Genomic DNA, 25,210 nt, shown 5'->3' with positions numbered 1-25,210 from the left:
AGACGGGCTCAGCGGCGGACCTCGCGGGCCGCGGCGAGGGTGATGGCCTCCTTGGGTGCGTCCAGGAATCGAAACATGCGCAGGGGAGCCTGGGCACGCGCCGGGATCAGGAGCCCGATGCTGCCGGCCGGTCGGCCGGGCGCGCCGGCCAGCACCGCGCCGGTGACATGGATGCCGAGCTCGTGGTCGCTGGCGAACGCGGCGCCGCTGGTCGCGGTCGCCGTCCGGGCCTCCCTGGCCGCGTCCATCGTGAGGGCGTGCGGAAAGTTGTACTTGCCGCCGCCCGCGACGGCGGACACCAGGGCGTACCTCGCACCGACCCGTTCGAGCAGCTCGAGCGTGACGCCGTGCTTGGAGGCGTGGTGGGAGACCTTGAGGACGTCGGCGGCGAGGTAGTCGCGGCCACGGGCCGCTCGAAGCTCGCGCGCCAGGTCAGGGTTGAACTCCTGGACGAGGTCGGGAAAGTCGATGGTGGTCTGCGCCCAGGACGTGAACTGTGCGTCGCCGCCCAGCAGGAGCCGCCGGCTGCGTTGGGTCGTGGCCCGGCGGTTGATCCGCCCGGGATGGTCCGGGTCGGGTTCGGCGACGATGCTGGTGCCCGGGTAGTCGATCATGATCGTCAGCGAGGCGTCGTTGACCCCGACCCCGTGCGTGTCGAACCGGGTGCGCAGCCCGACGCCGGGGCCGAGGACGGTGACCTTGACCGAGTCGAGGTACATCGCCGTACCGCCGGTGGGCTGCAGCCGACGGATCCACGGACTCGTGTCCAGGCGCCGCATCAGGTTGTAGAACGACGGGTTCGGAAACGAGAACCCGGGCTCCCAGAACTGGTCGATGCAGCCGCTGGGCCCGTTGTAGCGATCGAGCAGGTCGTCGAACCCGCCGATGTGGTCCCGGTGCGGATGGCTCGCGACGAGCAGCTGGATCTGCCCCGGTGAGCCGGGCGGTTCGGTGAGGATCCCCGTCGCGGCGAGCGCCTCCAGCAGGGCGGGCAGCTTCGCGCGGGTCGCCACGTCGACGACGACCACCCGCCGGTGGGAGTCGTTGCTGTTCGGAGGCAGCACCAGCAGCTGGGTGTCGCCGTCCCCGACGTTGAGCAGGAAGTAGAGCAGCGCCTGTGGGTCGGCGTCGACGGCGTCGACGAACGTGCCACGACCCGGTCCCGGTGGCTCGAGGGTGGACTCCTCGACGGGCGCGACGGCGACCATCAGTCACCCCTCGCTCTCGAACGGAGACGGCGGTCCGAGCTCCAGCAGGGGCGCCGGCTCGGCGGACCGCCGCACGCTCGCGCTCGCGGTCGCGCCCGCGCCGGCGCCGGGGGAGCCGGCCTCGCCGCCGGGCGGTCCGTGCTGGACGGGCGCCGTCGATGCCTTGTGCGTGAGCCGGACGGCCGCATGCGCATCGGCGGAGATGTCGAAGACGGCGCCCGGGAACAACCGGCGCAGATCCGCGACCGGCTGCTCGGTGCCCCAGTCGAGCGCGCCGTCGACCCGGGCGGCGAAGGTGTCGCCGCAGCGCGGCGCGCGGAGCAGTCCGTTCGCCGAGTACAGCTGCGAGCGGAGCAGCGCGACCGGTACGGCCGCCTCCAGCCCGGCCTCGTCGAGGTCGGCCGGCCAGAACAGGCGACCGTGCAGATCGGCCGACGGCCACGGCCAGCTGACCAGGACCGCGGTCTCGCCGACGATCTCCTCGACCAGGACGTAGCGCCAGCCCGGATCGAGGTCCCGCGGCCCGGCCGCGGTCGCACCCAGGGACTCGGGCTCCCACCCGACCCCCTCGGGCACCACGGCCGGACCGGGGACCTCCATCGGACCTCCGCTCACTGCCTGCCTCGTCGGCCCGCCGGATCAGACCCCGTGACCGAAGTCGTTGTCGGCGGTGTTGAGCAGCCAGCCGCCGAACCGGGTGCCGTTGGGCGCCATCATCGGCGCGGTCAGGGTGGCTCCGTTCTGCTTGAGGATGCCCACGCCCCACGGGCTGGTGACCAGGATCTCGGCGCGCCCGTCGGCGTCGTAGTCCCGGGCGCTGCCGAGCCGGTTGTCGGCGGTGTTGAGCAGCCAGCCGCCGAACCGGGTGCCGTTGGGCGCCATCATCGGCGCGGTCAGGGTGGCCCCGTTCTGCTTGAGGATGCCCACGCCCCACGGGCTGGTGACCAGCAGCTCGGCCCGCCGGTCGCCGTCGAGGTCCCGCGCGAGGGCGAACTCGTTGTCGGCGGTGTTGAGCAGCCAGCCGCCGAACCGGGTGCCGTTCGGCGCCATCATCGGAGCGGCGAAGGTGTTGCCTGCCAGCTTGAGGACGCCCACCCCCCAGGGGCTGGTCACCAGGATCTCGGCGCGCCCGTCGCCGTCGAAGTCGCCGACCGGGCCGAACGAGTTGTCGGCGGTGTTGAGCAGCCAGCCGCCGAACCGGGTGCCGTTCGGGGCCATCATCACGACGTCGAAGGTGCTCCCGTTCTGGCGCAGCACGCCCACGCCCCACGGGCTGCTCACCAGGATCTCGACCTTGCCGTCGCCGTCGAAGTCGCCGACCGGGCCGAACGCGTTGTCGGCGGTGTTGAGCAGCCAGCCGCCGAACCGGGTGCCGTTCGGGGCCATCATCGGCGCCGCCATCGTCGATCCGGCCTGCTCCAGGATCCCCACGCCCCACGGACTGGTGACGAGCACCTCGGCGCGTCCGTCGCCGTCGAAGTCAGCCGCCGGGCCGAAGCTGTTGTCGGCGGTGTTGAGCAGCCAGCCGCCGAACCGGGTGCCGTTGGGCGCCATCATCGGCGCCCCCATCGACGCTCCCGCCTTCTCCCAGATGCCCAGGCCCCACGGGCTGCACACGAGGACCTCGGCGCGCCCGTCGCCGTCGAAGTCGGCCACGGGGCCGAGCAGGTTGTCGGCGGTGTTGAGCAGCCAGCCGCCGAACCGGGTGCCGTTGGGTGCCATCGTCGGCGCCGTCATCGTGGCGCCGGACTGCTGCAGCAGCCCCACCCCCCACGGGCTGCTGACGAGGATCTCGGCGCGCCCGTCGCCGTCGAAGTCCCCGCTCCGAGCGGCAAACCGTGCCGCCTGCGGGATCAGGGCGCGCAGGTTGGGACGCATCCCGATCCGCTGGCTTGCCGGCATGCCGGGGGCGTCCTGCTGGGGCGAGCCGCTGGAGCGCACCAGCCGGCGGGCGTCGGGCGAGCTCAGCCGACGCCGACCGCGGGCCCGCAGCACGCCCTGGACGCTGGCCAGGGCCCCGACGACGATCGGGGACGCGCTCGACGTGCCGGAGAACGTGTCCGTGTACCAGAGGTCGGCATTGCCACCACCCTGCAGGTCGCCGTACCCGGTGGTCGTGACCTCACGGCCCCACCCCTGCGCGTCGACCCGCGCGCCGTAGTTCGAGAAGCCCAGACGCGAGCGGTCCGGCCCGTGATCCCGGCCGTGGGTGCCGGGAGGCGGCGCGCCGGCGCCGACCAGCACGGCGCCCGAGGACGGGTTGGCAGGGTTGAACGGGTTCGTCCAGCCTGCGGGGAAGCCGGCAGGGGCGGTGCTGTAGATCGCGGCGTCGAGATTCTGCGACCCGTTGCCGGCCGCCTCGACCACGACGATGCCCTTGGCCACCGCGTACCTGATGGCGGCGAAGTCGTCCGGCCACCACTCGATCGCGATGAACCCGAGCTGGCCCTGCAGGGGAGTGGGTGCGTTCGGCCCCGGGCGGTGGATCTCGAGCAGGATGATGTCGCCGGCCTTGAGCTTGTCCGCCGCGGCCTTGATGGCGACCGAGCTGGACTGGTCCCGGAACGAGGACGCGCTGACGACGGCGTCGGGCGCGATGCCGGTGGCTCCGGCGGCGTTGCGGTCGGCGCTGATGACGCCCAGCACCGCCGTGCCGTGGTTGGTGTCCGTGCTCGCCGTCCCCGCCACGACCCCGCCCTGGTTGTTGAGCAGGTCCTCGTGGGTGAACCGCCACCCCCACTCGCAGTCGATGATGCGGACACCCTGCCCGCTGCCGCCCGGCACGACCCAGGCGAGCTTGGCGTCGACCCCGGCGGGGGCGGCGTTGAGGTAGATCTGCCGGTCGGTGAAGATCGGGGTGGCCGGCGGCGCGTCGGCGGCGTCCGGCTGCATGTCGTTGATCGAAGCCATCCGCTCCCGCGACCTGAGGTCCTGCGGCGGGCTGGCGGCGGGCTTGACGTAGGCGGCCTCGACGAGGTCCTGGGCCCGCAGGTCCGCGGCGAGCTCCTCGAGCCGGTCAGCCGGTGCGGTGACCCGGTAGTACTGCGCGAGATCGGGGACCGCGAGCTCCTGCGGCCGCTCGCCTGGCTCGGCGGTTTCCGGCGACTCCGCGGACGCCGCCGGGACGACGAGCGCCCCGAGCTCGTCGAGCTGGGCGCGCAGGCGCTCCTCGCTGAGGCCGAAGAGCGGCTGGGCGACGGCATCGTGCGCATCGAGGACGGCCTGCAGCGACGCGGTGTCGACCCGGGGCGAGATGAGGCCCTCGTGGGTGGCCCGGATGTCGGCGTCGGGCTTGAGGATGGTGATCAGTTCGGGTTGGCCTGCTCCGGCCGAGTCTGAGCCGAAAGGAGCGGTTTCATTCGTCATGACGTGTCGCACCTCTGTCGCTGTCGGGTTCTACCTTCGATGGACATTCGGCCGCAGGGCCGACGGTGGCGCCCACGCACTCGGGCCGAACACTGGTGCCCCCGAAGGTGGCCCGTGTGCCTCGATTGCGCCTCGACATTGCTGGACTTCGACATTGCTGGACTTCGAATCTAGCGAGGGCGGCTCCGGCGGTGTCAAGGGTTCGCAACGCCCTGGAAATGATCCGTTGACAGCGCAGGTAGACCGCGACCATGCTTCGAATTACTTGAGGTCGCCGTCGACGAGCACGTCGCGTCCGCGGTCAGTTCAGGAGAGCGGGTGCGTGCACCATGGCGGGAAAGAACGGACTCTCCAAGCAACTCTGGGCAGAGCAGTGGGCGGTCGACGCTTCGGTCAAGGCCGACAGCATCGAGAGCCAGCTGAACCAGGCCCTCGCCGTCCGGCCGCCCGATGCCAAGACGACCGTGACCACCGACGCCATCATGAAGCTCATCGACCGGAGCCGATCGGTCACGACCCGGGACCGTCGTCGGCGCGGGTTGAAGGACTCGTGGCGGGGCACCTCGGTCGGGCAGGCCTACCAGAGCCTGCACGCGGCCGAGATCCTCCTCCTGGACGTGCTGCCCGACGCCGAGGTCGACGCGATGGTCCCTCAGCTGATGGCGCGCGCGGCTGAGGTGCTCGCGCGGGATGATCCACGGTGGGTGGCGCTGGAGTCGTTGCCCGACCTCGAACCGGACGCCCGGCGGGCCTACCTGCGCAACCTGCTCGCTCTCATCTACGGAGCGGCCGACCAGGCCTACGTGCGGGTTCGGGACTTCCGCAACGTGCTGTACACGAGTGCCGCGCTGATCGCCGTCCTCATGGTGGGGCTGTGCGTGGCTGTCTCCATCCGGCCGGACGGGCTGCCGTTCTGCTTCACCCCGGGCTCGACGCTGCCCGACCCGACGACCGGTGATGCCGTGCAGGTCTGCCCGAGCGGCCAAGACGGACCCACGAGCGCGGACGTCTTCATCATCGCCGGGCTGGGGCTGCTCGGCGGCGCGCTCGCGGCCGCCTTCTCCATCCGCCACCTGCGCGGCACGTCGTTGCCGTACGACGTGCCGGTGGCCCTCGCGATGCTGAAGGTGCCGTCCGGCTCGTTGACCGCGGTCGCCGGCATCCTGCTCCTCGGTGGTGGCTTCGTGCCGGGCCTGTCGGAGCTCGACACCCAGCGGCAGATCCTCGCGTATGCGCTGGTGTTCGGGTACGCGCAGCAGATCGCGACCCGGCTCATCGACGAGCGGGCCCAGCGCATCCTCGAGGCGGTCCCGACCAAGCCCGAGCCCGGCCCGTCTCCGGCGCCGCCGCGCCGCGAGGCCGGAGAGCCGGGCGCCGGACTCGACAGCGACTCCCTACCCCGACGAAGCAGGGGCCGGAGCAGTGCAATCCCACCAGTGAAGGTCCCACCAGTGAAGGAGTGAGGAGAGATGGATCGCAAGTACATCGTCCTGCGGGACAAGAGCTTCACCGTGCTGCAGGAGCCCTTCGGCGGCGGTGCCGCCGCACTGGATCACGGTGACATACCGAGTGAACCCCGTGTCGAGACGGCCGACCTCACCAAGCGTGAGGTGCGCGACCTGGCCCGCGACCCCGAGGTCAAGGCGATCGCCGCGGCGATCCCGACCGACCTCATCCGCCCCGTCTCGGACAGCGAGGCCGGGGCCGTCGTCAGCGCGACCGCAGCTGCGGGCAGCACCTGGGGTGTCAGCGCGGTCGGCGCCGACCTGTCGACCCGTACCGGGGCGGGGGTCACGGTCGCGGTGCTCGACACCGGCATCGACGCGTCCCACCCCGCGTTCGCGGGCGTCACCCTGAAGGAGGCGGACTTCTCCGGCTCAGGCACCGGTGACGTGCAGGGGCACGGCACCCACTGCGCCGGCACGATCTTCGGACGGGACGTCGAGGGGACCCGGATCGGCGTCGCGCCCGGGGTGACCACCGCCCTGATCGGCAAGGTCCTCGGGAACGACGGCAGCGGGGACTCCGAGATGCTCTTCCACGGGATCCAGTGGGCGGTCCAGGAGGGCGCCCAGGTGATCTCCATGTCGCTCGGCTTCGACTTCCCCGGGCTGGTCAAGGCACTGGTGGGGCAGGGGTGGCCGGTCGAGCTCGCCACGTCGGAGGCCCTCGAGGCGTACCGCGCCAACCTGCGGATGTTCGACGCCTTGATGCAGCTGATCCGCAGCAACGCACCGTTCACCAAGGGGACGCTCGTGATCGCCGCGGCGGGCAACGAGAGCAAGCGGCAGATCAACCCGGACTTCGAGATCGGGGTGTCGCTCCCGGCGGCAGCGGAGGGCGTCGTGTCGATCGGTGCGCTGGGCCAGGGGGCGAACGGGCTGTCCATCGCCCCGTTCTCCAACACGTTCCCGCAGATCAGCGCCCCGGGCGTCGGGGTCATCTCGGCCAAGGCGGGCGGCGGCCTGGTGAGCTTCAACGGCACGTCCATGGCGACGCCGCACGTCGCCGGGGTCGCCGCGCTCTGGTGGGAGGACGTCGCCGCGTCCTCGTTGCCGGTCAACGCCCAGACGGTGACGGCTCGGCTGCTCGCGAACGCCGACATCACCGCGCTGGCACCGGGGGTCGACGTCGCCGACCGCGGCGTCGGCCTGGTCCGGGCCCCGTAGCGGGCGGGGAGAGGTCATGGTTGCGCCGTCCGACGCCTTCGAAGAGCACGAGCGCCTGCAGCGGCGACTCGACCGCTCGGTGATCGCCGGTCCGCTCTTGGATCAGGTGAGCGCCGAGCGGGGCGTCGGCGGCGCTCCGACCGAGCCGCAGGTGGTCGCCGTCGTCATCGACCTGAACTTCGACTTCGTCGCGGGCCGCGACGGGGCAGCCGCCCGGGTCAGGGAGCTGATCGAGCAGGCGGTGGCCGAGGTGGGTACCGCCGGGATCGAGCAGGGACGCAGCCCGGCCCGGCCCGGCGGCCAGTACATCGTCACGGCTCTGGAGCTGGCGGTCATCCAGCGCCTGGTGGCGCTCGACGCCGCGGCCGCGACGAAGCGGGAGCGCGCGATCTTCCACGTCTGGCCGGACTTCGAGGTGCACGCCCTGATCAATCGTTCGAACGCCACCGTCAAGGCGGACGCGGCGCGCGCGTCCTTCGCCGCGGCGGGACGGGACATCGTCTGGGCGGTGCTGGACTCCGGGGTGGATGCCGACCACATCCACTTCCAGGAGCACCACAACCTCGTCCTGCCGGCGCCGCTCGAGCATGTGGACTTCACGGGGCAGGGCGTGGCGACGACCGACCCCTACGGTCACGGCACGCACGTGGCCGGGATCATCGCGGGTCACGTCCGGTCGGCGAAGGCCGACACCCCGCTGAACGCCGTCGGGCGCGCACTCAACGACCACGGCGAGGCCGGGTACACGCCGCTGCCGCTGTTCGAGCTCTTCGGGATGGCGCCCGAGTGCAAGCTCGTCAGCTACAAGGTCCTGGACAACCGCGGGAACGGCAGCTCCAGTGCCATCCTGGCCGCCCTGGACCGGATCGAGCAGGTGAACAACTACGGCCGATCGCTGAAGATCCACGGGGTCAACCTCAGCGTCGGGTACGAGTTCGACCCCGAGTGGTTCGCCTGCGGGCAGAGCCCGCTGTGCGTCGAGGTCAACCGGCTGGTCCGGTCCGGGGTCGTGGTGGTGGTCGCGGCGGGAAACACCGGCTACGCCTACGCGCTCGACCGTGGCAAGCAGCAGCAGATCGCCGCGGGGCGACCCCTGACGATCAACGACCCGGGCAATGCCGAGCTCGCGATCACCGTGGGCTCGACCCATCGGGACATGCCGCACGTCTACGGGGTCTCCTACTTCTCGTCCAAGGGGCCGACCGGTGACGGGCGGGCCAAGCCGGACCTCGTCGCACCGGGGGAGAAGATCCTCTCGGCCGCGACGGGGTCGTTCCGCGACCGCGCGGCGAGCGCGGGGGTGGAGGTCGACTTCATCGAGAACAGCGGGACCAGCATGGCGGCGCCCCACGTCTCGGGGGTGATCGCCGCCTTCCTCTCCGTCCGCCAGGAGTTCATCGGCCGCCCCGAGGAGATCAAGCACCGGTTCACCAGCGCAGCCACCGACCTGGGCCGGACCCGCGAGTTCCAGGGCGCCGGCCTGGTCGACCTCATGCGCACCATCCAGTCGGTCTGACAGCGGTCGAAAGGAGATGACATGGCCAGTGAGCTCGCGGGCTACCCGTACAGCGAGGTCCGGTTCGACAAGGCGGCGCGGCTCGTCGACCCGGGCGACCGGATCGGCGTGCAGCGGATGGTGGCCGAGAACGCCGTGACCGACCTGGTGGTCCTCGCGCACGGCTGGAACAACGACATGGACGAGGCTCGGGTCCTGTATCGCACGTTGGCCGGGTCGTTGCGCGCCCTGCAGGACGGCGGGGACGGCCCGCTGGTCGGGAACCGGCGGCTCGGGCTCGTCGGGGTCCTCTGGCCGTCGAAGAAGTTTGCCGAGACGGACCTGATCCCGGGGGGTGCCGCGTCCTTCGGGACGGACCCGCGCGAGCACCTGGAACGCCGGATCGACGACCTGCGCGACGCCTTCGACGCCGCGGACGGCGAGGCGATGCTGGCCGAGGCGCGGTCGCTCACGGGATCCCTGGAGGACTCCGCCGCGGCGCGACGACGCTTCGCGGAGCTGATCCGGTCGGCCGTCCCGGGCGACGCCGGCGAGGACGAGGACGCCTCCCGGGTCTTCCTCGACCTCGACGCCGACCAGCTGTTCGCCCAGCTGGACGACCCGACGCTCGACGACCCGACCCTTCTCCCCCCGGTGGGAGAAGGGGGTGGCGGCGGAGCGGCGGTGCTCGACCTCCCCGCCGTCGGCGGGGATGCCGGCACAGGGCTCGACGGTGGGGCCGGGGCGGGGTTCGGGCTCGGGGGCATGGTCAAGGCGGCCGAGCGGCTGCTGAACTTCGCGACCTACTACCAGATGAAGGCTCGTGCCGGGCTGGTCGGCGGGCGTGGGCTGGCGCCGTTGCTGCGGGAGGTCGTGACCCCGCCGCTGCGGGTCCACCTCGTCGGGCACAGCTTCGGCGGCCGGCTCGTGACCGCGGCCGCGGCCTCGGACGACGGCGTCGCGCACGTCGACTCCCTCGTGCTGCTGCAGGCCGCGTTCTCCCAGTACGGCTTCGCCCAGGACTGGGAGCCGCACGTCGACGGCGCCTTCCGGAAGGTCCTGACCGAGGGGCGCCTCACCGGGCCCCTGGTCATCACCCACACCCGCAACGACCGGGCGGTGGGCATCGCGTACGCCATCGCCTCCAGGATCGCGAACCAGGTCGGCGCCGAGGTGGGCGGTCCGCGCAGCCGGTTCGGTGGCATCGGCGCGAACGGGGCACAGCTGACCCCGGAGGTCGAGCAGCTGGCGCTGCTGCCCATCGGGGGCCGGTACGCCTTCGCCCCGGGCCGGGTGTACAACCTCCGGGCCGACACCTTCATCGCCGACCACAGCGCTGTGACCGGCCGGGAGGTCGCGCACGCGATCCTGTCCTCGGTGGCCATCGCGTGAGCTGACGCTCGGTGGCGTGCGTCACTCCGGTGACCGGATGGTTGCCTATGGCAACAAAGCGGTCGTATGGTTGCTTGAGGCAACGATCGAGAGTGAGAAGTGCGAATGAGTCCCCAGAGAACTGCGCCGTCGTCCACTGCGCCGTCGTCCACCGCGCCGTCGTCCACCGTGATGACCCACCGGGAGGTGCTCGAGGCGCTCTCCGGTCTCCTGCTCGGGACGCTGGTGGCGATCCTTGCCACGAGCGTCATCTCGTCGTCGTTGCCGCGGATCATCCGCGACCTGGACGGGACCCAGTCGTCCTTCACCTGGGTCGTGACGGCCACGCTGCTCACGACGACGATCTCGACCCCGATCTGGGGGAAGCTCGCGGACCTGGTCAACCGCAAGCTGCTCATCCAGCTGGCGCTGGCGATCTCCGTGGTGTCCTCGGCCGCGGCCGGGCTCTCCGGGTCGGTGAGCATGCTGATCACGATGCGGGCGTTCCAGGGCATCGGCGCCGGCGGCGTGACCGCACTCGGCGCCGTGCTGATCGCCGACATCATCTCGCCGCGCGACCGCGGTCGGTACATGGGCCTGATGGGGTCGGTGATGGGGCTGGGCATGGTCGGCGGACCGCTCCTCGGTGGTGTCATCACCGACGGACCCGGCTGGCGCTGGAACTTCTTCGTCGGCCTGCCGATCGCGATCGCCGCGATCATCGTGCTCCAGAAGACCCTGCACCTGCCGGCGCTCGTGCGCCGCGCCGTGCGCATCGACTACGCGGGCGCACTGCTCCTCTCGGCCGGGATCGCGGGGCTGCTCCTGTGGGTGACCTTCGCCGGGCGGGACTTCGCCTGGGCGTCGTGGCAGACGGCGGCGATGGTCGGCGGATCGGCCGGCGCCCTGGCCCTGGCGGTGTGGGTCGAGTCCCGCGCCGCCGAGCCGATCATCCCGTTGCGGCTGTTCCGGAACCGGACCCTGGTCCTGTCCGTGATCGCCAGCGTCGCGGTCGGCGTGGCCCTGTTCGGCACCTCCGTCTTCCTCAGCCAGTACATGCAGGTCGCCCGGGACAAGACCCCCACCGAGTCCGGGCTGCTGACCGTGCCGATGGTCCTCGGGCTGCTCATCTCGTCCACGATCAGCGGTCGGATCATCAGCAGCACCGGCCGGTACCGGCGGTTCATGATCGCCGGCGCGGTCGTGCTCACCGCGGGTCTGGCCCTGATGGGGACGATCGGGTACGACACCAACCTCGCGCTCGTGGGCACCTACATGTTCGTGCTGGGCGCCGGGGTCGGGATGCTGATGCAGAACCTCGTGCTCGCGACCCAGAACACGCTCGAACAGGCGGACATGGGCAGCGGCACCGCGACCGTGGGCTTCTTCCGCACGCTCGGGGGCGCGGTGGGGGTCTCGGCGCTCGGGGCCGTGCTCGGCTCGCGGATCACGACGTTGATGCTGAGCGGACTGGCGAAGCTCGGGATCGACCCGGCGGCGCTGGGCGCGGGAACCGGCACGATCCCCGACGTCCAGTCGCTGCCGGTGCCGATCCGCACCGTGGTCGAGGCGTCCTACGGGAGCGCGATCGCCGACCTGTTCCTGATCGCCGCTCCGCTCGGGCTCGTGGCGCTCGTCGCGGTGCTCTTCCTGCGGGAGGTGCCGCTCGGGACGCGGTCCGGGGTCGAGCAGCGACGCGTCGCGGAAGCGATGGCGGAGCCTGAGTCCGCCGGGGCGCCCGGGCTGGTCGGGGCGGAGCGATGAGCCCCGCGACGGCCGGCGACCGCGCCACCGACCCGCCTCCCGCTACCGACCTGTCTCCCGCTACCGACCTGCGTCCCGCCACCGACCCGTACCCACGGGTCGAGCGCGAGCTCGGCCTGCTGATGCGGCGCGCGCGGGCGGCGGCCAGCCTGCTCGCCGAGCGGGTGCACCCCGACCTGGACGGCGGGGCCTACCCGCTGCTCGTCCACGTCTCCCGCGTCCCGGGCGTGCGCAGCTGCGACCTCGCCGCGTACGTCGGCGTCGGGCGGGCGACGATCTCGCGACAGGTGCACCGGCTCGAGGAGCTCGGCCTGCTCCTGCGTCGGCCCGACCCCCAGGACGCCCGCGGTCAGCAGCTCGAGCTGACCGAGGAGGGCGCCCGGCTGGTCGCCGAGGCCCGCGACGCGCGGCGCAGCTGGCTCCACGAGGCGCTCGCGGCCTGGGCGCCCGACGACGTCGCCACGCTCGCCTGGTCGCTGGGCCGGCTCAACGAGGCGCTCGACGAGGCCGCGCGCCGGGGCTGACGACCGGCGCGGACCGGCCGGCTGACGATCGGGTGGGGGACGGAGTCAGGCGACGTCGGCGGCGGGCGTGAGGCCGGTCCAGTTCGAGCCGACCAGCCGCGCGCGCACGTCGGCGGGCCAGGGCGCGGACGTCATGCTGCCGAGCGGAACGTGCACCGTCGTGACGGACCCGTGCGCCGCCTGGGTCGCGGGTCGGCCCTCGAACTCCGCTCCGACGACCGTGAACGCGAACGTGAGCGACGACGTCCCGACGCGCTGCACCGTGAGCTCGACCGAGATCCTCTGGCCGAAGCTCAGCACCGCGGTGAAGTTGACCGTCTGCTGGACCCGCGGCGCGGTCGGGAAGTACAGCGGGAGGTCGAGGTCCCGCATCAGCTGGGCCTCGCACGCCTCGACCCAGCGCATCGTGGCCGAGTTGTGCGCGATCCCGGCGGCATCCGTGTCGCCCCACTCCACGAGGCGTTCGATCCGGCAGTTTGCGGAGGGAATGGACATCGCGCGAGCCTATCCCGGCCGTGGCGCACCGAGCCTAGAGAGCCCGGAGGCCCACCAGCCAGGCCCGCGCCGCGGCCGCGACCGCCGGGAGGTCGGTGGTGAGCGCGTGGTCGCCCGGGACGACGACGACCGAGCGGGTGGGGCCGTCGGGCGGGAGCCCGAAGCGGTCCCGCGCGCCCTGCACGACGAGGACCGGCACCTCGACCGCGTCGAGCTCGGACAACCGGCTCGGCGCCTCCGGAGCGCCGGCTCGGCGCGGGGGCCGCAGCGGGAAGGCCAGGCAGAGCACGGCCACCGCGCCGGTGGTCGCCGTGGTGCGGCAGGCGACCCGGGCGCCCGACGAGCGCCCGCCGACCACGAGCGGGAGGCCGGCGAACTCGTCGTCGCGCACCCGCTCCACGACCGCGATCCACGCGGCGTCGAGCGTCGGTGCGCGCGGGGGAGCGCGGCGGCCCGCCACGCGGTAGGGCTGCTCGACGAGGGCGACCGCGAGGCCCGCCTCGTGGGCCGCGGCGCTCACCGCGACCAGGTCGCGCGCCGCGATGCCTCCACCCGCCCCGTGGCCGAGCACGAGGGCAGCGCGCGGCTGGTCGACCGGGTGCAGGTGCACCACCGCGGCGCCGTGCGGGGTGTCGATGCTGATCGCGCGCATGTCCCGATGCTGGCACGCCGGCGGCGGCCCTAGCCTGGCGACGTGACCGTGGACCCGATTCTTGACGCGCTCGCCATCGCCGACGTCGACCGCCCCGGCTGCCTGCGGTTGCTCGCCGGTGCTGCGCACGACCCGGCCGTCGTCGCCGCGGAGGCCGAGCTCGCGGCCCGGCTCGGGACGTTCAGCACGGCGCCGCTCGACCTGGCGTGCACCGACCCGATGGTCTGGCTGGCTGCTTTCCTCCGGCGGACGCCCGCGGTCCGCAGGTGGTACCGCGATCGGGGCGTCCCGGGCGAGGTCATCGCGGCGACCTTCGCGGACGTGGGCCGGAACCTCGCGAAGAGCCGGAGTGTGCACGGCCGGTTCAGCCTCGAGACGTGGGACTGGTTGATCCCCCACTACACCGGCATGATGTTCGCGCTCGGGCGGCTCAACTTCATGCTGCACCCGGCGCCGGCGCCGATCGACGGCGTGCTGACCGCGGGGGAGTGGTACCTGGGCATCCATATCCCCGAGTCCGGTCCGCTCACCCCGGCGGCCGTGGACGCCAGCCTGGCCCACGCGGTGACGTTCTTCGCCGAGCTCTTCCCGCAGGAGGCGGTGCGGACGGCCGTCTGCGAGTCGTGGCTCCTGGACCCCGGCCTGGTTGCCGGGATGGTGGCAAGCAACATGGGTGCGTTCGGGCGGCGGTTCACCGCGCTCGCGCCGGCGTACGACGACGCCACGGCGGGCCTGTTCTTCGTCTTCCGGACCCGTGACCTCGGCCGGGTGCCGACGCTCCCGCGCGACACCGCGCTGCAGCGGCTCGTCCTGGACCGCGCCGCCGGCCCGGACGGGTGGCAGATCGGTACGGGCTACCTGCGGCTCTAGGTCCCCCGCCGCCTGCCGGGCGGGCGCCTCAGGTGGGGTTGCGCCGGACGGTCATCCGGATGTCGTACCGGTCGCCGCGATAGATCGACATCGCCCGCTCGATGGGGCGCCGCTTCTTGTCGTAGCCGATCCGCTTGACGATGAGCGCCGGGCTGTGGACCGGGACCCGCAGGAGGTCGGCCTGCTCCTGGTTGACGACGGTCGGCAGGATCACCTGGTCCGCCTCGAAGAGCTCGATGCCGTAGACGGCTCTGAGGATCTCGTACAGCGACTGATCGAGCGGTTGCTGGTCGAGCCCGGGGGTGAGCCGCGCCGGCAGGTCGATGGTCTCCAGGCACATCGGGATGCCATCGGCCATGCGGACCCGCTCGAGGTGGAACACCATCTCCTCGGGGCTGATCACCAGCTCCTGACCGAGGGCTGCACCCGCCGAGACGTGCGAGATCGCGAGCAGCCGGGACGACGGGCGGAAACCGCGGGCGGCCATGTCCTCGGAGAACCCCGTGAGCTCGGAGCTCTTCGAGATCGTCGGATCGGCGACGAACGTGCCGTCGCCCTGGACCCGCACCACGTAGCCGGCGCTGGCCAGGCCCGAGATCGCCTGGCGCAGCGTCATCCGGCTCACCCCGAACCGCGCGGCCAGCTCGCGTTCGGGCGGCAGCCGATCCCCGGACTGGAGCAGCTCGATGACCTCGATCAACCGGTTGCGCACCTGCTCGTGCTTGGCGGTCTCGGAATCGAGCGCGATCGCCCCGAGCGCGTCGGCGAGCTCGGCGCTCCTGGCGATGTCCGTGTCGTGGCTCATTTCCCTACGTCCCCTGCGCTTGCGTGTCGGCGCTGCCTGGCCGTCGGCCGGAGCGTACCGCCGACGGCGACCCCGCAAGGCCGTTCGCTGGCATCGGGGGGCTACCGGGTGCGACGGTGCGCCTGCTCGTCCTCAACGCGCATGTCTCCTTGTTGTCGTCGACTCCGAACTGACGGGATGCTCGCTCCCGCATTGGTACGGACCACTGATCGGTCGGTATCGCTGGACCGGGTGCTGAACAGTCTGCCTTCTGGTGATATCTCACCGCAACCCGGCTATCTCGCTGTGAGGTTTGACACGTCGCCGGTTCGCGGCGTACGTTTCAGCCCACCGAAAGGTCTAGACCTTAAAGTACCGCAGGGAAGCACCTTTCCTCGCCCAGTCCCTCGACTCGGCCCTCGTTGAACCCCGTCCAAGGAGAACCGCCATGGCACGAATGTCGACCAACCCGCGCCGCAAGAAGGTTGCTGCGATCGCCGCGATCGGCCTCAGCCTCACCCTCGCTCTGACCGCGTGTGCCGGCGGGTCCGACGCCGCGGATGCCGACGCCGCCGAGGCGCCGAAGACGACGCTCACGTTCTGGCACTACTTCACGGACCGTGCCGACCTCTTGCAGGAGCTCGCCACGCAGTACGAGGACGAGACGGGTGTCGAGATCAAGCTCGAGCTCGTGCCGGGCGACGCCCTGCCGCAGAAGTTCCAGGCTGCGGCCCAGGCCGACCAGCTCCCCGACATCTCCGCCGGCTGGACCAGCGCCGGCGAGAAGCTCGCGCCGTACGCGCTCGAGGGCAAGATCCTCAACCTCTCGACCGTCGACGGCGCCGCCGAGTGGTTCGAGGAGTTCGCGCCGTCCGCCATCCAGGGCGTGACCTACACCGACGACAACCAGTGGGACGTCGACCCCGGCGCCTACCTGGTGCCGCTGGACACCAACAACATGCAGATCCTCTACAACAAGGACCTGTTCGAGCAGGCGGGCATCACGGACCTGCCGACCGACCTCGACGAGTTCATCGAGGTCTCCCAGAAGCTGCGTGACGCAGACATCCAACCGTTCGTCTCGGGCTTCTCGTCCTGGCCGCTCGGCTCGCTCGCGTCGATGTACGTCGACAACGTGGTCCCGGCCGACGTCCGGACCGCCGCCTACGACGGCAGCGGACGGTACGACACCCCGGAGTGGATCGAGTTCCTCACCGTGTTCGAGAAGCTCGCCGAGGGCGGAGTCTTCGCCGATGGCATCCTCGGCTACGACATGCCGGCGGCCGAGACCTTGTTCGCCTCGGGCCAGGTCGGCATGATCTTCGACGGCTCCTGGGCGCTCGGGGTGTTCAACGAGACGAGCCCCGACTTCAAGAACTACGGGGTGTTCATGCCGCCGTCGGTCGGTGACGAGACGCTCTACATCCCCGGTGGCGTCGGTTCGACGATCTTCGTCGTCGGTACCTCGCCGAACGCCGACGCGTCCGTGGCGTTCCTCAAGTGGCTGACCGCGACCGACCAGCAGAAGAAGTACGCCGAGGCCAGCTTCAACATCCCCGCGAACCGCCAGGTCGCCGAGGAGCTCGAGCTCGACGAGAACATCGCCGCGTTCGCCGCAGGGGCCGACAAGCTCACCCCCGCGTCGCCGGTCGCGATGCAGGGCGCCGTGGTCACCACCATGACCGCCGGGCTCCAGCTGATCATCGCGGGCTCCGACACCCCGGCGGCCGTGGCCGCCCGGATGCAGCTCGCGCAGGAGACCGACCTCGCGCAGTAGTCGGTCGCAGCAGGCCGACAGGCAGGTCCCTTGATCTGCGGGTGCGCTCGCTCCCCACGCCGCGAGCGCACCCGCACCCTTTCGAGAGGAACACCGATGAGCAGTCCCCGCGTCCTTGCTCCGGCGCATCGCGAGGCCCCCGGCCCACGGCGCACCGTGGCCGGCACTCCGGCTCCGAACCGCCTCGCCAAGCGCTACAGCCGGGCGCGCCGGATCGAGATGGTCACGGCGTACCTGTTCATCCTGCCGACGCTGGTGCTCTTCCTGGTGTTCAGCGTGTATCCCTTCGTGCGCACGGTCGAGCTCAGCTTCACGAGCTGGGACGGGCTGTCGAGCACGTTCGAGCAGGTGGGGCTGGACAACTACGTCGCGGCGCTCCAGGACTCGGTGTGGTGGGGATCGATGGGCAACGGCGTGTTCCTCGCCGTCATCGCCCTGGTCTTCATGCAGGGGCTCGGCCTCCTGCTCGCCGTCGGCGTCGATCGCAAGATGAAGGGCCAGACCCTCTACCGCACGCTGTTCTACCTCCCGCCGATCCTGTCGGGAATCGTCGTGGCCACGATCTGGAAGTGGCTCCTGGAACCCAACAACGGCGTCATCAACGCGACCCTCGACAGCATCGGGCTGGGCGCGTTGGCCCACCCGTGGCTGGGTGACCCCTCCACGGCGCTCTGGGCGATCTCGCTCGTCTCGGTCTGGCAGGGCGTCGGCTACCCGTTCCTGCTCTTCCTCGCCGGGCTGCAGGGGATCTCCGGCGAGATCTACGAGGCGGCCCGGATGGACGGTGCGACCGGTCGACAGATCTTCGTCAAGATCACGCTCCCGCTCCTGCGGCCCGTGATCGGCATCGTCAGCGTGCTGACCTTCCTCGGGGCGATGCAGACCTTCAACCTGGTCGTCGCGATGACGAAGGGCGGTCCGGGCTACGCGACCGAGGTGCCGATCCTGCACATCTACCGCTCCGCGTTCGGTCCGAGCCCGGACTTCGGCTACGCATCCGCGCTGTCGATCATCTTCGGCGTCCTGCTCTTCGGAGTCTCGATGATCTCGCTGTACCTGTCTCGTCGATCGGGAGGCGAACCGTCATGACCGTCCTGCTCAACCGCCCCGACCTGCTCGAGGATCCGCCGGCCCGTCGCGGCCGGCCGCGGCTCAAGGCCCCCCGGGTCCTGCTGCACGTCGCCCTCGCGGTCTGGGGTCTCGCCTCGGTCCTCCCGCTGGTGTGGATGGTGTCGGCCTCGCTGCAGACCAACGCGGAGATCTACGGGGGAGTGCACCTGATCCCGAAGAGCCCGCAGTGGAGCAACTTCGTCCAGGCCTGGCAGCAGTCGTCCTTCAGCGACTACTTCGTCAACAGCGTGATCTACACCGTTGCGGTCGTCGCCGGAACCGTGTTCCTCGCCTCGCTGTCCGCGTACGCCTTCGCCCGGATGCGGTTCCCCGGCAAGCGGGCCCTGTACGGCGCGCTCCTCGTCTTCCTGTTCATCCCGATCCCGGGTGCGTTCATCCCGCTCTACCTCGTGCTGGCCAAGCTGCACCTGCTCGACACCCAGCTCGGCTACATCCTGCCGATGATCAACGGCAGCCTGCCGGTGGCGATGTTCATCCTGCGGGCGTTCTTCGAGCAGCTCCCCAAGGAGCTGGAGGAGGCGGCGTTCATCGACGGCGCGTCCCGGGTCCAGGTCTTCACCAAGATCGCGTTCCCGCTCGCCCGCCCGGCCGTGGCCACGGTCGTGATCCTCACCGTGCTCGGGGTCTGGAACGAGTACGTGCTCGCGTCGGTGGTCTTCAGCAACCAGGCCCTGCTCCCGCTGCAGGTCGGGCTGCTCGCCTTCCAGGGCAGCTACTTCAGCCAGTACGGGCTGATGATGGCCGCGACCACCATCACCACGCTGCCGATCGTGATCGTCTACCTGCTCTTCCAGAAGAACATCATCCGCGGCGTCATGGCCGGGGCGGTGAAGGGATGACCGACCTGATCCTGGCCGTCGACGGTGGCCAGACCGGCACGGTCGCCGTCCTGGCGAGCATCGGCGGCGTCATCCGGGGCGTCGGGCGCGGTGGGCCGATCCGGCACCACGAGGAGCCCGACGCCGAGCGCTTCGTCCGGGACGGGCTGGGCGCCGCGGTCGCCGCCGCGATGCTCGGCGCGGCCGACGGCGACGTGGTCGCGGTCAGCTGCCTCGCCATGACGGGGTCGGCCGCACTCGCGGACCGCGTGATCCGCGAGCTCGTCCCGGCGCGGCGGTGCACGGCGCTGGCGAGCGACACGTTCGCCGCGCTGGCCAGCGGGACGGCCGGCGGCGGCGGGATCGGCCTGATCGCCGGGACCGGCACGGTCGCCCTCGCGCACGGCCGCGGGGCCGACGACGTCCTGGTCGGTGGCTGGGGCTGGTTGCTGGGCGACGAGGGTGGCGGGTTCTGGATCGCGATGGAGGCGCTCAAGGCCGCCGCCCGCGACGTCGACGGGACCGCCCCGAGCACGGCGCTCACCCGCGAGGTCGCCGAGCGGCTCGGGCAGAACGACCTGCGGGGCGTGTACAACCTGGTCACCGGTCAGCGGCTCGACCGCACCGCGATCGCGGCGCTGGCCACCTGTGTCGTCGCGATCGCCGAGGCCGGTGACCCCGTTGCCGCCGCCATCCTCGACCGCGCCGCCGACCGGCTGGCGGACCTCGTCGTGGCCACCGTCGCGGCGGCGCCGTTCCTCGACGAGGACGAGCGGCTGATCGTCCCGTCCGGGGGAGTCCTGCGCCCCGGCGGCTGGGTCCTGACCCGGCTGATCGCGCAGCTCGCGGTACGGACCCCCGCCTTCCGGGTCGTCGTGCCACAGGTTCCCCCGGTGATCGGCGCGTACTACCTCGCGCTCGGCCTCGCCGGCATCCAGATCGACCACGCACTTCGAGACCGCGTCACCGAGCAGGTCCGCGCGATGCCGGCCCTGACCTCGAAGACCGCGATCGCGTCGCCCGCACACCCAACAGATTCGCTCTGAGGAGACTTCTCATGCACATCACACAGGTCGAGTCCGAGCACCAGCGCGGCACGCTGGTCGCGAGCCTGCGGGGCGCGGTGATCGCCTCGTGCCAGGCGGGCCCCGAGAGCCCCCTGAACACCCCGGCGATCCTCGCGTCGCTCGCGCTGAGCGCCGAGCTCGGGGGTGCCCAGGGGTTCCGGGTCGACGGCCCGGCCAACGTCGCGGCCATCCGCCAGGTCAGCCCGCTGCCGATCTTCGGCATCAACAAGGTCGACCGCGACGGCTACGACGTGCGGATCACGTCCACCCTCGCCGACGCCCTCGACGTGGTGGCGGCCGGGGCCAACCTCGTCGCGCTGGACGGAACCCAGCGCGAGCGCCCGTTCGGCGAGACGCTCGCGCAGATCATCGCGGGGCTGCACGCGGTCGGCGTGCCGGTGATGGCGGACATCTCCACCCAGGCCGAGGCCCGGGCCGCGGTCGACGCAGGCGCCGACATGGTCGGCACCACCCTCGCCGGCTACACGCCGTACACCGAGGAGCTCGACCGCTTCGGGCCGGCGTTCGGCCTGCTCGCGGAGATCCGCGACCTGCCGGTGCCGGTCGTCGTCGAAGGACGGATCTGGACCACCGACCACATCGCCGCCTGCTTCGCCGGTGGGGCTTACGCCCTGATCATCGGCTCGGCGATCACCGTCCCGGAGCTCATCACCCGCCGGTTCGTCACCGCCGCCCGCCAGGCGCAGGCGCAACGGGGCGCGGTGTCCGCATGAGTGCCATCACGGACTACTTCGCCGACGCCGGGGCCCGCCTCGCCGATCTCGAGCGGACCCAGGGCGGGGCCATCGACGCGGTCGCTGCGCTCGGCGCCGCCGCGATCGGCGACAGCCGACCGATCCACATCTTCGACACCGGGCACCTGATCAGCCACGAGTTCATCGCCCGGACCGGGGGGCTCGCGGCCTACACGGCGCTCGGGTTCGGGGCGAGCGTCGACTCCGGGAACGAGTGGATCGGCGCGGAGCGCGGCCGGCTCGACGCGAGCGGGGAGCGGTCGGCGCAGCTGCTCGTCGAGTGGCTGTTCGAGCAGGGCACGATCCTGCCCGGCGACCTCCTCGTGCTGAGCTCGGTGTCCGGGACCAACCTGCTCGTCGTCGAGCTGGCGATCCAGGCCCGCGCCCGCGGGGTCCACGTCGTGGCCGTGACCGGCGCAGCGTTCTCCGCCGAGCTCACCAGCAGCCACTCCTCGGGCTCGCGCCTGTTCGAGGTCGCCGACGTCGTGCTCGACAACTGCGTGCCCTTCGGCGACGCGGCGCTGGCCATCGACGGCGTCGACACGCCGGTGGCGGCCTGGTCGGGGCTCGCCGGCGCGGCGCTCATGTGGGCCGTCACGGTGGGGATCATCGAGAAGTGCGCAGCGGCCGGGGTCGTGCCGTCGATCTACACCAGCTACAACCTGCCCGGCGGCGCTGCGACCTACGCGGCGACCCGGGCGCACTACCGGGAGACCGGGCGGTGAGCGGGGGCGCCTACGCCCGCTATCTCGCCGTCGTGCAGGCGCAGCTCGCGTGCGCCGGTACCGACCGCGTGGCGGCGGCGGTGGCGGCGGCCGCGGAGCTCATCGTCGAGCAGGTCCTGGCCGGGCGCGTCCTGTACGCGTTCGGCGCGAGCCACGCCGGCCTGCTCGTGCAGGACCAGTTCTACCGGGCCGGCGGGCTGGTCCCGATCTGGCCGATCCTGCCGGCGAGCCTGATGCTCAACGTGGAGCCGGTCACCGCGACGAGCACCCTCGAGCAGACTCCCGGGGCGGCGGCGGAGATCCTCGCCGACGTCCCGCTCGGGGCCGGCGACCTGCTGCTGATCGTGTCCGTCTCGGGCCGCAACCCGGTCACCGTCGAGATGTGCACGCTCGCCCAGCAACGCGGCGCGACGGTCATCGCCCTGACCAACGTCACCTACTCGTCCGCCGTCGACGGCCGAAGCGGGCCGCGCCTGTTCGAGGTGGCCGACGTCGTCCTCGACCTGCCCGGGGTCGTCGGAGACGCCACCGTCGTCCTTCGTGACGACCTGCCACCGGTCGGACCGACGTCCTCCGCCGTGGGCGCGGCGATGCTCCACGGGCTCATGGTCGAGGTCAGTGCCCGGCTCACCGAACGCGGCGCAACCCCGCCCGTGTTCGCGAGCGCCAACCTCGACGACTCGACGGCGTGGAACGCCCGCTGGATCGCGGCCTACCGCGACCGCGTCACCTACCTCTAGGCCGCTCCCACCAGCGACATCTCGCTCGACCCGCACGGCGCGGCCATCCGCGTCGATCCGCCCGACCCCGAAATGACCCACGAGGAGACCGCACTCATGCCCACCACATCTCGCTTCCCCCGCTGGGCCGGTGCCGCGGTCGCGGTCGCCACCCTGGCCGGGACGCTCCTGCTGCCGACGTCCGCAGCGACGGCCGGCCCGGCCACGCATGCGCCAGGCGCCGGACGGGGCGTCGTCGACGAACAGGTCGACTTCATCCTGTCGGAGCAGCTCGCCAGCGGTGCGATCCTCAGCACCGGCACCCGGATCTCGCCGTACTTCGCGAACCTCGCGGCGCTGGGCCTGCTCGCGGCCGACACGCGCGCGGCCCGCGCCGGGACGCTGAAGTGGATGACCTGGAACCTCGGCCACCTCAACGCGGCGGCCGTCAACGTGCCCGCCAACAGCGTGTTCGACTACGTCTACGACCCGGTCGCGCGGACCGAGACGCCGACCGGCGACTTCGACTCCGTGGACAGCTACGCCTCGACGGCTCTCAACGTCGCGTTCGCGGCGTACTCGAGCAAGGACCCCGCCCTGCGCGGCTTCGTCCGGAAGAACATCGGCGTCTACGAGGCCATCGCGGACCTCGTGATCACTCCGGCGCCCACCGGTGTGCTCGTCGTGACCGGTCCCGACGCCGGGCTGACCGTCGCCAAGCCGAGCTACCCGATCGCCTTCACGATGGACAACGCCGAGGTCTACTCCGGCCTGGTCGATCTCGCGAAGCTCGAGACGCTCCTCGGGCGGCACGCGAAGGCTGCGTTGTACCAGTCGTGGGCCGCGGCGACCAGGAGCGCGATGGTCGACAAGCTCTGGAACCCGGTCAACGACAACTGGGACTGGGCGTACGCGAACGCCAGCAACACCGATGTCTTCTACGCGCAGGGCACCGCGCAGCTCTGGCCGATCATCTTCGGGGTCGTCGCCCCAACCGACCCCCGCGCACTGGCCGGCTGGGGGCAGTTCGTCGCCTCGTTCCCCGCCTGGTACGACGGGGAGCTGCCCGACTCCTACCCGTGGGTCTCGGTCGCCCGGGCCGCCCAGCTCATGGGTGAACCCGCCCCGGCGGACGCGTTCCTCGCGGGGATCCATGCCCGGTACGCCCCTGGCTTCGGCCTGCCGACCACGTGCGGCGCGGCCGTCTGCGGCGAGTGGTACGACGCCGAGGCCGGGTGGTTCCTTCTCGCGAAGACGGCCGGCCTCGAGCTCTGCCGGACCGCGGGCGCACCGGCTCGCTCGCGCTCGCACGGGCACTGCTCGTGACTGCCACACTCTCGCCGAGCGCCGGCAGCCGGCGTCGTCGGACAGGGAACAGCTCCTCGCGCGGAGCGCATAGCATCGCGATCAGCTCCGGTCGGCGGACGCACTGGGTCCGTACGGCCATCGCGCTCGCGGCCCTCACCGGAGCCGTTCTTCTGCCTACCTCTGCGAACGGAGCACCGCCCGTGACCCCCGAACCGGCCGCAGCACCGGCCAGCTGGATCACCGAACAGGTCGACTTCATCCTGTCGAAGCAGCTCGCCAGCGGCGCGATCCTCAGCACGGGCACCAAGATCACGCCCTACTTCGCCAACATCGCCGCGCTCGGGCTGCTCGCCGCCGACACCGCCCCGGCTCGGGCGGGGGTCCTGTCGTGGATGAGCTGGTACCTCGACCACCGCAACGCGGCGGCGCCGAACGTGCCGGCGCAGAGCGTCTTCGACTATGTCCTCGACCCCGCCACGGGCATCGAGACGCCGACCGGCGACTTCGACTCCGTGGACAGCTACGCCTCGACGACACTCAACCTCGCCTATCGGGCCTACGCGAGCGGGGACCCGACACTGCAGGGCTTCGTCGAGGCCAACATCGGGACGTACGAGGCGATCGCGAACCTCACCACGTACGGCGCCCCGATCGGGGTCCGGATCGAGTCCGGCCCCGAGGCAGGCCTGACGATCGCGAAGCCGACGTACGCGGTCGCCTACACGATGGACAACTCCGAGGTGTACTCGGGGCTCGCCGACTTCGCCGCACTGGAGACGTTGCTCGGCCGGACCGCGCAGGCGACCTACTACGCGTCGTGGGCCGAGTCGACCCGGGCCGCGATCGTCGCGAAGCTCTGGAACCCGACGAACGACAACTGGGACGCGAGCTACGCCAGCCCGAGCAGCACGGACGTGTTCTACGCGCCCGGGGTCGCCCAGCTGTGGCCGATCATCTTCGGGGTGGTCGCGCCCAGCGATCCGAAGGCCGTGGCCGGATGGGGACAGTTCTCGGCGTCGTTCCCGTCGTGGCACACCGGGGTGATCCCGGACTCCTACCCCTGGGTCTCGATCACCCGCGCTGCTGCGTTGATGGGCCAGACCGCACATGCGGAGAGCTACCTGGCCGACGTGCACGCGCGGTTCGCGCCGACCTTCACTCAGCCGACGTCGTGCGGCCAGGCCCCCTGCGGCGAGTGGTATGACGCCGAGGCGGGCTGGTTCCTGCTCGGGAGCCTCCCGGACAGCCAGATCTAGCTCGTCCACGCGAGTCAGCCGTAGCGCCGCCTATCTGGCGCTACGGCTGACACGGGTGGGAGGTCGCGACGGGTGCGGTTCGTGCGATCGGTGCCCGACGGCGGCGTGGCGCGCGCGCTGGCCCGCGGCCGGGCCTGACGACGCTTCCCGCCGCGGCCGGGTGCGTGTGGGTGGCTCGTTCTAGAGTGATACACATGTAGTGTGTCGCTTAGCGTGGATATGATGAGCGTGTGGAGATACCAAAATGCGGGGATAAGCGCCACACGGGCGCGTTGGTGGTGCGCGCAGGTTGGTACGGAAACGAACCTCAACGCCGGCAACGGTGGCTTTGCAGACCCGTCGCCGGAAAAGCGCACAAGTTCACCGAAGTCCTGCCGCGCATTAGCGCAACCACGGGCCCACATCGCTGTGAGTCGTGCTCCACGATGCTCGAGGCGTGGGAGGGCCAACCTGCTC

22 protein-coding genes are annotated in these 25,210 nt (G+C 71.6%); 16 read left to right on the top strand and 6 right to left on the bottom strand.

Going from position 1 to position 25,210, the window contains the following annotated elements:
- Positions 1-8 precede the first annotated feature (8 nt).
- The 3 genes from EUA98_RS04805 to EUA98_RS04795 are packed head-to-tail and all read right to left on the bottom strand — an operon-like array spanning position 9 to position 4,574.
- Positions 9-1,208: a ComEC/Rec2 family competence protein gene (locus EUA98_RS04805; RefSeq protein ID WP_130101539.1), complete on the bottom strand. Its 1,200-nt coding sequence runs from the start codon at positions 1,206-1,208 to the stop codon at positions 9-11.
- A 3-nt stretch (positions 1,209-1,211) separates the two neighbouring features.
- The gene (locus EUA98_RS04800) at positions 1,212-1,808 is read right to left on the bottom strand and encodes a hypothetical protein (RefSeq protein WP_130101538.1); all 597 of its coding nucleotides are present in this window, start codon (positions 1,806-1,808) and stop codon (positions 1,212-1,214) included.
- Between the two features lie 39 nt (positions 1,809-1,847).
- Positions 1,848-4,574 (bottom strand): FG-GAP-like repeat-containing protein, encoded by a 2,727-nt coding sequence (locus EUA98_RS04795; RefSeq protein WP_130101537.1) that lies wholly within the window; start codon positions 4,572-4,574, stop codon positions 1,848-1,850.
- A 329-nt stretch (positions 4,575-4,903) separates the two neighbouring features.
- On the opposite strand from EUA98_RS04795, the gene EUA98_RS04790 reads away from it, so the two are divergent.
- The 6 genes from EUA98_RS04790 (at position 4,904) to EUA98_RS04765 (ending at position 12,397) form a co-directional block, all read left to right on the top strand.
- Entirely contained in the window at positions 4,904-6,037 is a 1,134-nt protein-coding gene (locus EUA98_RS04790; RefSeq protein ID WP_130101536.1) for a hypothetical protein, read from the top strand.
- Between the two features lie 6 nt (positions 6,038-6,043).
- Positions 6,044-7,243 carry a S8 family peptidase gene (locus tag EUA98_RS04785; protein ID WP_130101535.1) on the top strand — a complete coding sequence of 400 codons (1,200 nt, stop codon included), beginning with the start codon at positions 6,044-6,046 and terminating at the stop codon, positions 7,241-7,243.
- 16 nt (positions 7,244-7,259) lie between these two features.
- Positions 7,260-8,759: a S8 family peptidase gene (locus tag EUA98_RS04780; RefSeq protein ID WP_130101534.1), complete on the top strand. Its 1,500-nt coding sequence runs from the start codon at positions 7,260-7,262 to the stop codon at positions 8,757-8,759.
- Positions 8,760-8,780: 21 nt separating this feature from the next.
- On the top strand, positions 8,781-10,130 hold the full coding sequence (locus tag EUA98_RS04775) for an alpha/beta fold hydrolase (protein ID WP_130101533.1): 1,350 nt from the start codon (positions 8,781-8,783) through the stop codon (positions 10,128-10,130).
- 105 nt (positions 10,131-10,235) lie between these two features.
- Positions 10,236-11,873, top strand: a complete 1,638-nt coding sequence (locus tag EUA98_RS04770) for an MFS transporter (RefSeq protein ID WP_130101532.1) — start codon at positions 10,236-10,238, stop codon at positions 11,871-11,873.
- Positions 11,870-12,397 (top strand): MarR family winged helix-turn-helix transcriptional regulator, encoded by a 528-nt coding sequence (locus EUA98_RS04765; protein ID WP_130101531.1) that lies wholly within the window; start codon positions 11,870-11,872, stop codon positions 12,395-12,397. Before EUA98_RS04770 ends, EUA98_RS04765 begins: the two co-directional genes overlap by 4 nt.
- Before the next feature lie 45 nt (positions 12,398-12,442).
- On the opposite strand, the gene EUA98_RS04760 is transcribed toward EUA98_RS04765, so the two are convergent.
- Positions 12,443-12,892, bottom strand: a complete 450-nt coding sequence (locus tag EUA98_RS04760; protein ID WP_130101530.1) for an acyl-CoA thioesterase — start codon at positions 12,890-12,892, stop codon at positions 12,443-12,445.
- 34 nt (positions 12,893-12,926) lie between these two features.
- Positions 12,927-13,544, bottom strand: coding sequence for an alpha/beta hydrolase family protein (locus EUA98_RS04755; protein ID WP_130101529.1), 618 nt, complete (start codon positions 13,542-13,544; stop codon positions 12,927-12,929).
- Positions 13,545-13,586: 42 nt separating this feature from the next.
- Between EUA98_RS04755 and EUA98_RS04750 the strand changes: the two genes are divergently transcribed.
- Positions 13,587-14,414: an acyltransferase domain-containing protein gene (locus tag EUA98_RS04750; protein ID WP_130101528.1), complete on the top strand. Its 828-nt coding sequence runs from the start codon at positions 13,587-13,589 to the stop codon at positions 14,412-14,414.
- A 28-nt stretch (positions 14,415-14,442) separates the two neighbouring features.
- Here EUA98_RS04750 and EUA98_RS04745 read toward each other — a convergent pair whose 3' ends face one another.
- A complete protein-coding gene (locus tag EUA98_RS04745; protein WP_130101527.1) occupies positions 14,443-15,219 on the bottom strand; it encodes a GntR family transcriptional regulator in 777 nt (258 codons plus the stop codon).
- 427 nt (positions 15,220-15,646) lie between these two features.
- Here EUA98_RS04745 and EUA98_RS04740 point away from each other — a divergent pair, with 427 nt between their 5' ends.
- The 9 genes from EUA98_RS04740 to EUA98_RS04700 all read left to right on the top strand — a co-directional run bounded on the left by EUA98_RS04740 (position 15,647) and on the right by EUA98_RS04700 (position 24,754).
- Positions 15,647-16,975 (top strand): sugar ABC transporter substrate-binding protein, encoded by a 1,329-nt coding sequence (locus tag EUA98_RS04740; RefSeq protein ID WP_130101526.1) that lies wholly within the window; start codon positions 15,647-15,649, stop codon positions 16,973-16,975.
- Positions 16,976-17,071: 96 nt separating this feature from the next.
- Positions 17,072-18,064: a carbohydrate ABC transporter permease gene (locus tag EUA98_RS04735; RefSeq protein ID WP_207218974.1), complete on the top strand. Its 993-nt coding sequence runs from the start codon at positions 17,072-17,074 to the stop codon at positions 18,062-18,064.
- Positions 18,061-18,945 (top strand): carbohydrate ABC transporter permease, encoded by an 885-nt coding sequence (locus EUA98_RS04730; RefSeq protein ID WP_130101525.1) that lies wholly within the window; start codon positions 18,061-18,063, stop codon positions 18,943-18,945. Before EUA98_RS04735 ends, EUA98_RS04730 begins: the two co-directional genes overlap by 4 nt.
- Complete coding sequence (locus EUA98_RS04725) at positions 18,942-19,970, top strand: BadF/BadG/BcrA/BcrD ATPase family protein (RefSeq protein WP_130101524.1); 1,029 nt, start codon at positions 18,942-18,944, stop codon at positions 19,968-19,970. Before EUA98_RS04730 ends, EUA98_RS04725 begins: the two co-directional genes overlap by 4 nt.
- A gap of 11 nt (positions 19,971-19,981) precedes the next feature.
- A complete protein-coding gene (locus tag EUA98_RS04720) occupies positions 19,982-20,725 on the top strand; it encodes an N-acetylmannosamine-6-phosphate 2-epimerase (protein WP_130101523.1) in 744 nt (247 codons plus the stop codon).
- Positions 20,722-21,471, top strand: coding sequence for a sugar isomerase domain-containing protein (locus tag EUA98_RS04715; protein WP_130101522.1), 750 nt, complete (start codon positions 20,722-20,724; stop codon positions 21,469-21,471). Before EUA98_RS04720 ends, EUA98_RS04715 begins: the two co-directional genes overlap by 4 nt.
- Positions 21,468-22,211 (top strand): sugar isomerase domain-containing protein, encoded by a 744-nt coding sequence (locus EUA98_RS04710; RefSeq protein WP_165372718.1) that lies wholly within the window; start codon positions 21,468-21,470, stop codon positions 22,209-22,211. Before EUA98_RS04715 ends, EUA98_RS04710 begins: the two co-directional genes overlap by 4 nt.
- Before the next feature lie 96 nt (positions 22,212-22,307).
- Positions 22,308-23,516 carry an MGH1-like glycoside hydrolase domain-containing protein gene (locus tag EUA98_RS04705; protein ID WP_130101520.1) on the top strand — a complete coding sequence of 403 codons (1,209 nt, stop codon included), beginning with the start codon at positions 22,308-22,310 and terminating at the stop codon, positions 23,514-23,516.
- 182 nt (positions 23,517-23,698) lie between these two features.
- The gene (locus EUA98_RS04700) at positions 23,699-24,754 is read left to right on the top strand and encodes an MGH1-like glycoside hydrolase domain-containing protein (RefSeq protein ID WP_130101519.1); all 1,056 of its coding nucleotides are present in this window, start codon (positions 23,699-23,701) and stop codon (positions 24,752-24,754) included.
- The last annotated feature ends 456 nt before the right edge of the window (positions 24,755-25,210 follow it).

Origin of the sequence: Pengzhenrongella frigida (assembly GCF_004168625.1) — a bacterium.
Lineage (GTDB): Bacteria > Actinomycetota > Actinomycetes > Actinomycetales > Cellulomonadaceae > Pengzhenrongella > Pengzhenrongella frigida.
This window is presented reverse-complemented; position numbering and strand designations above follow the sequence as displayed.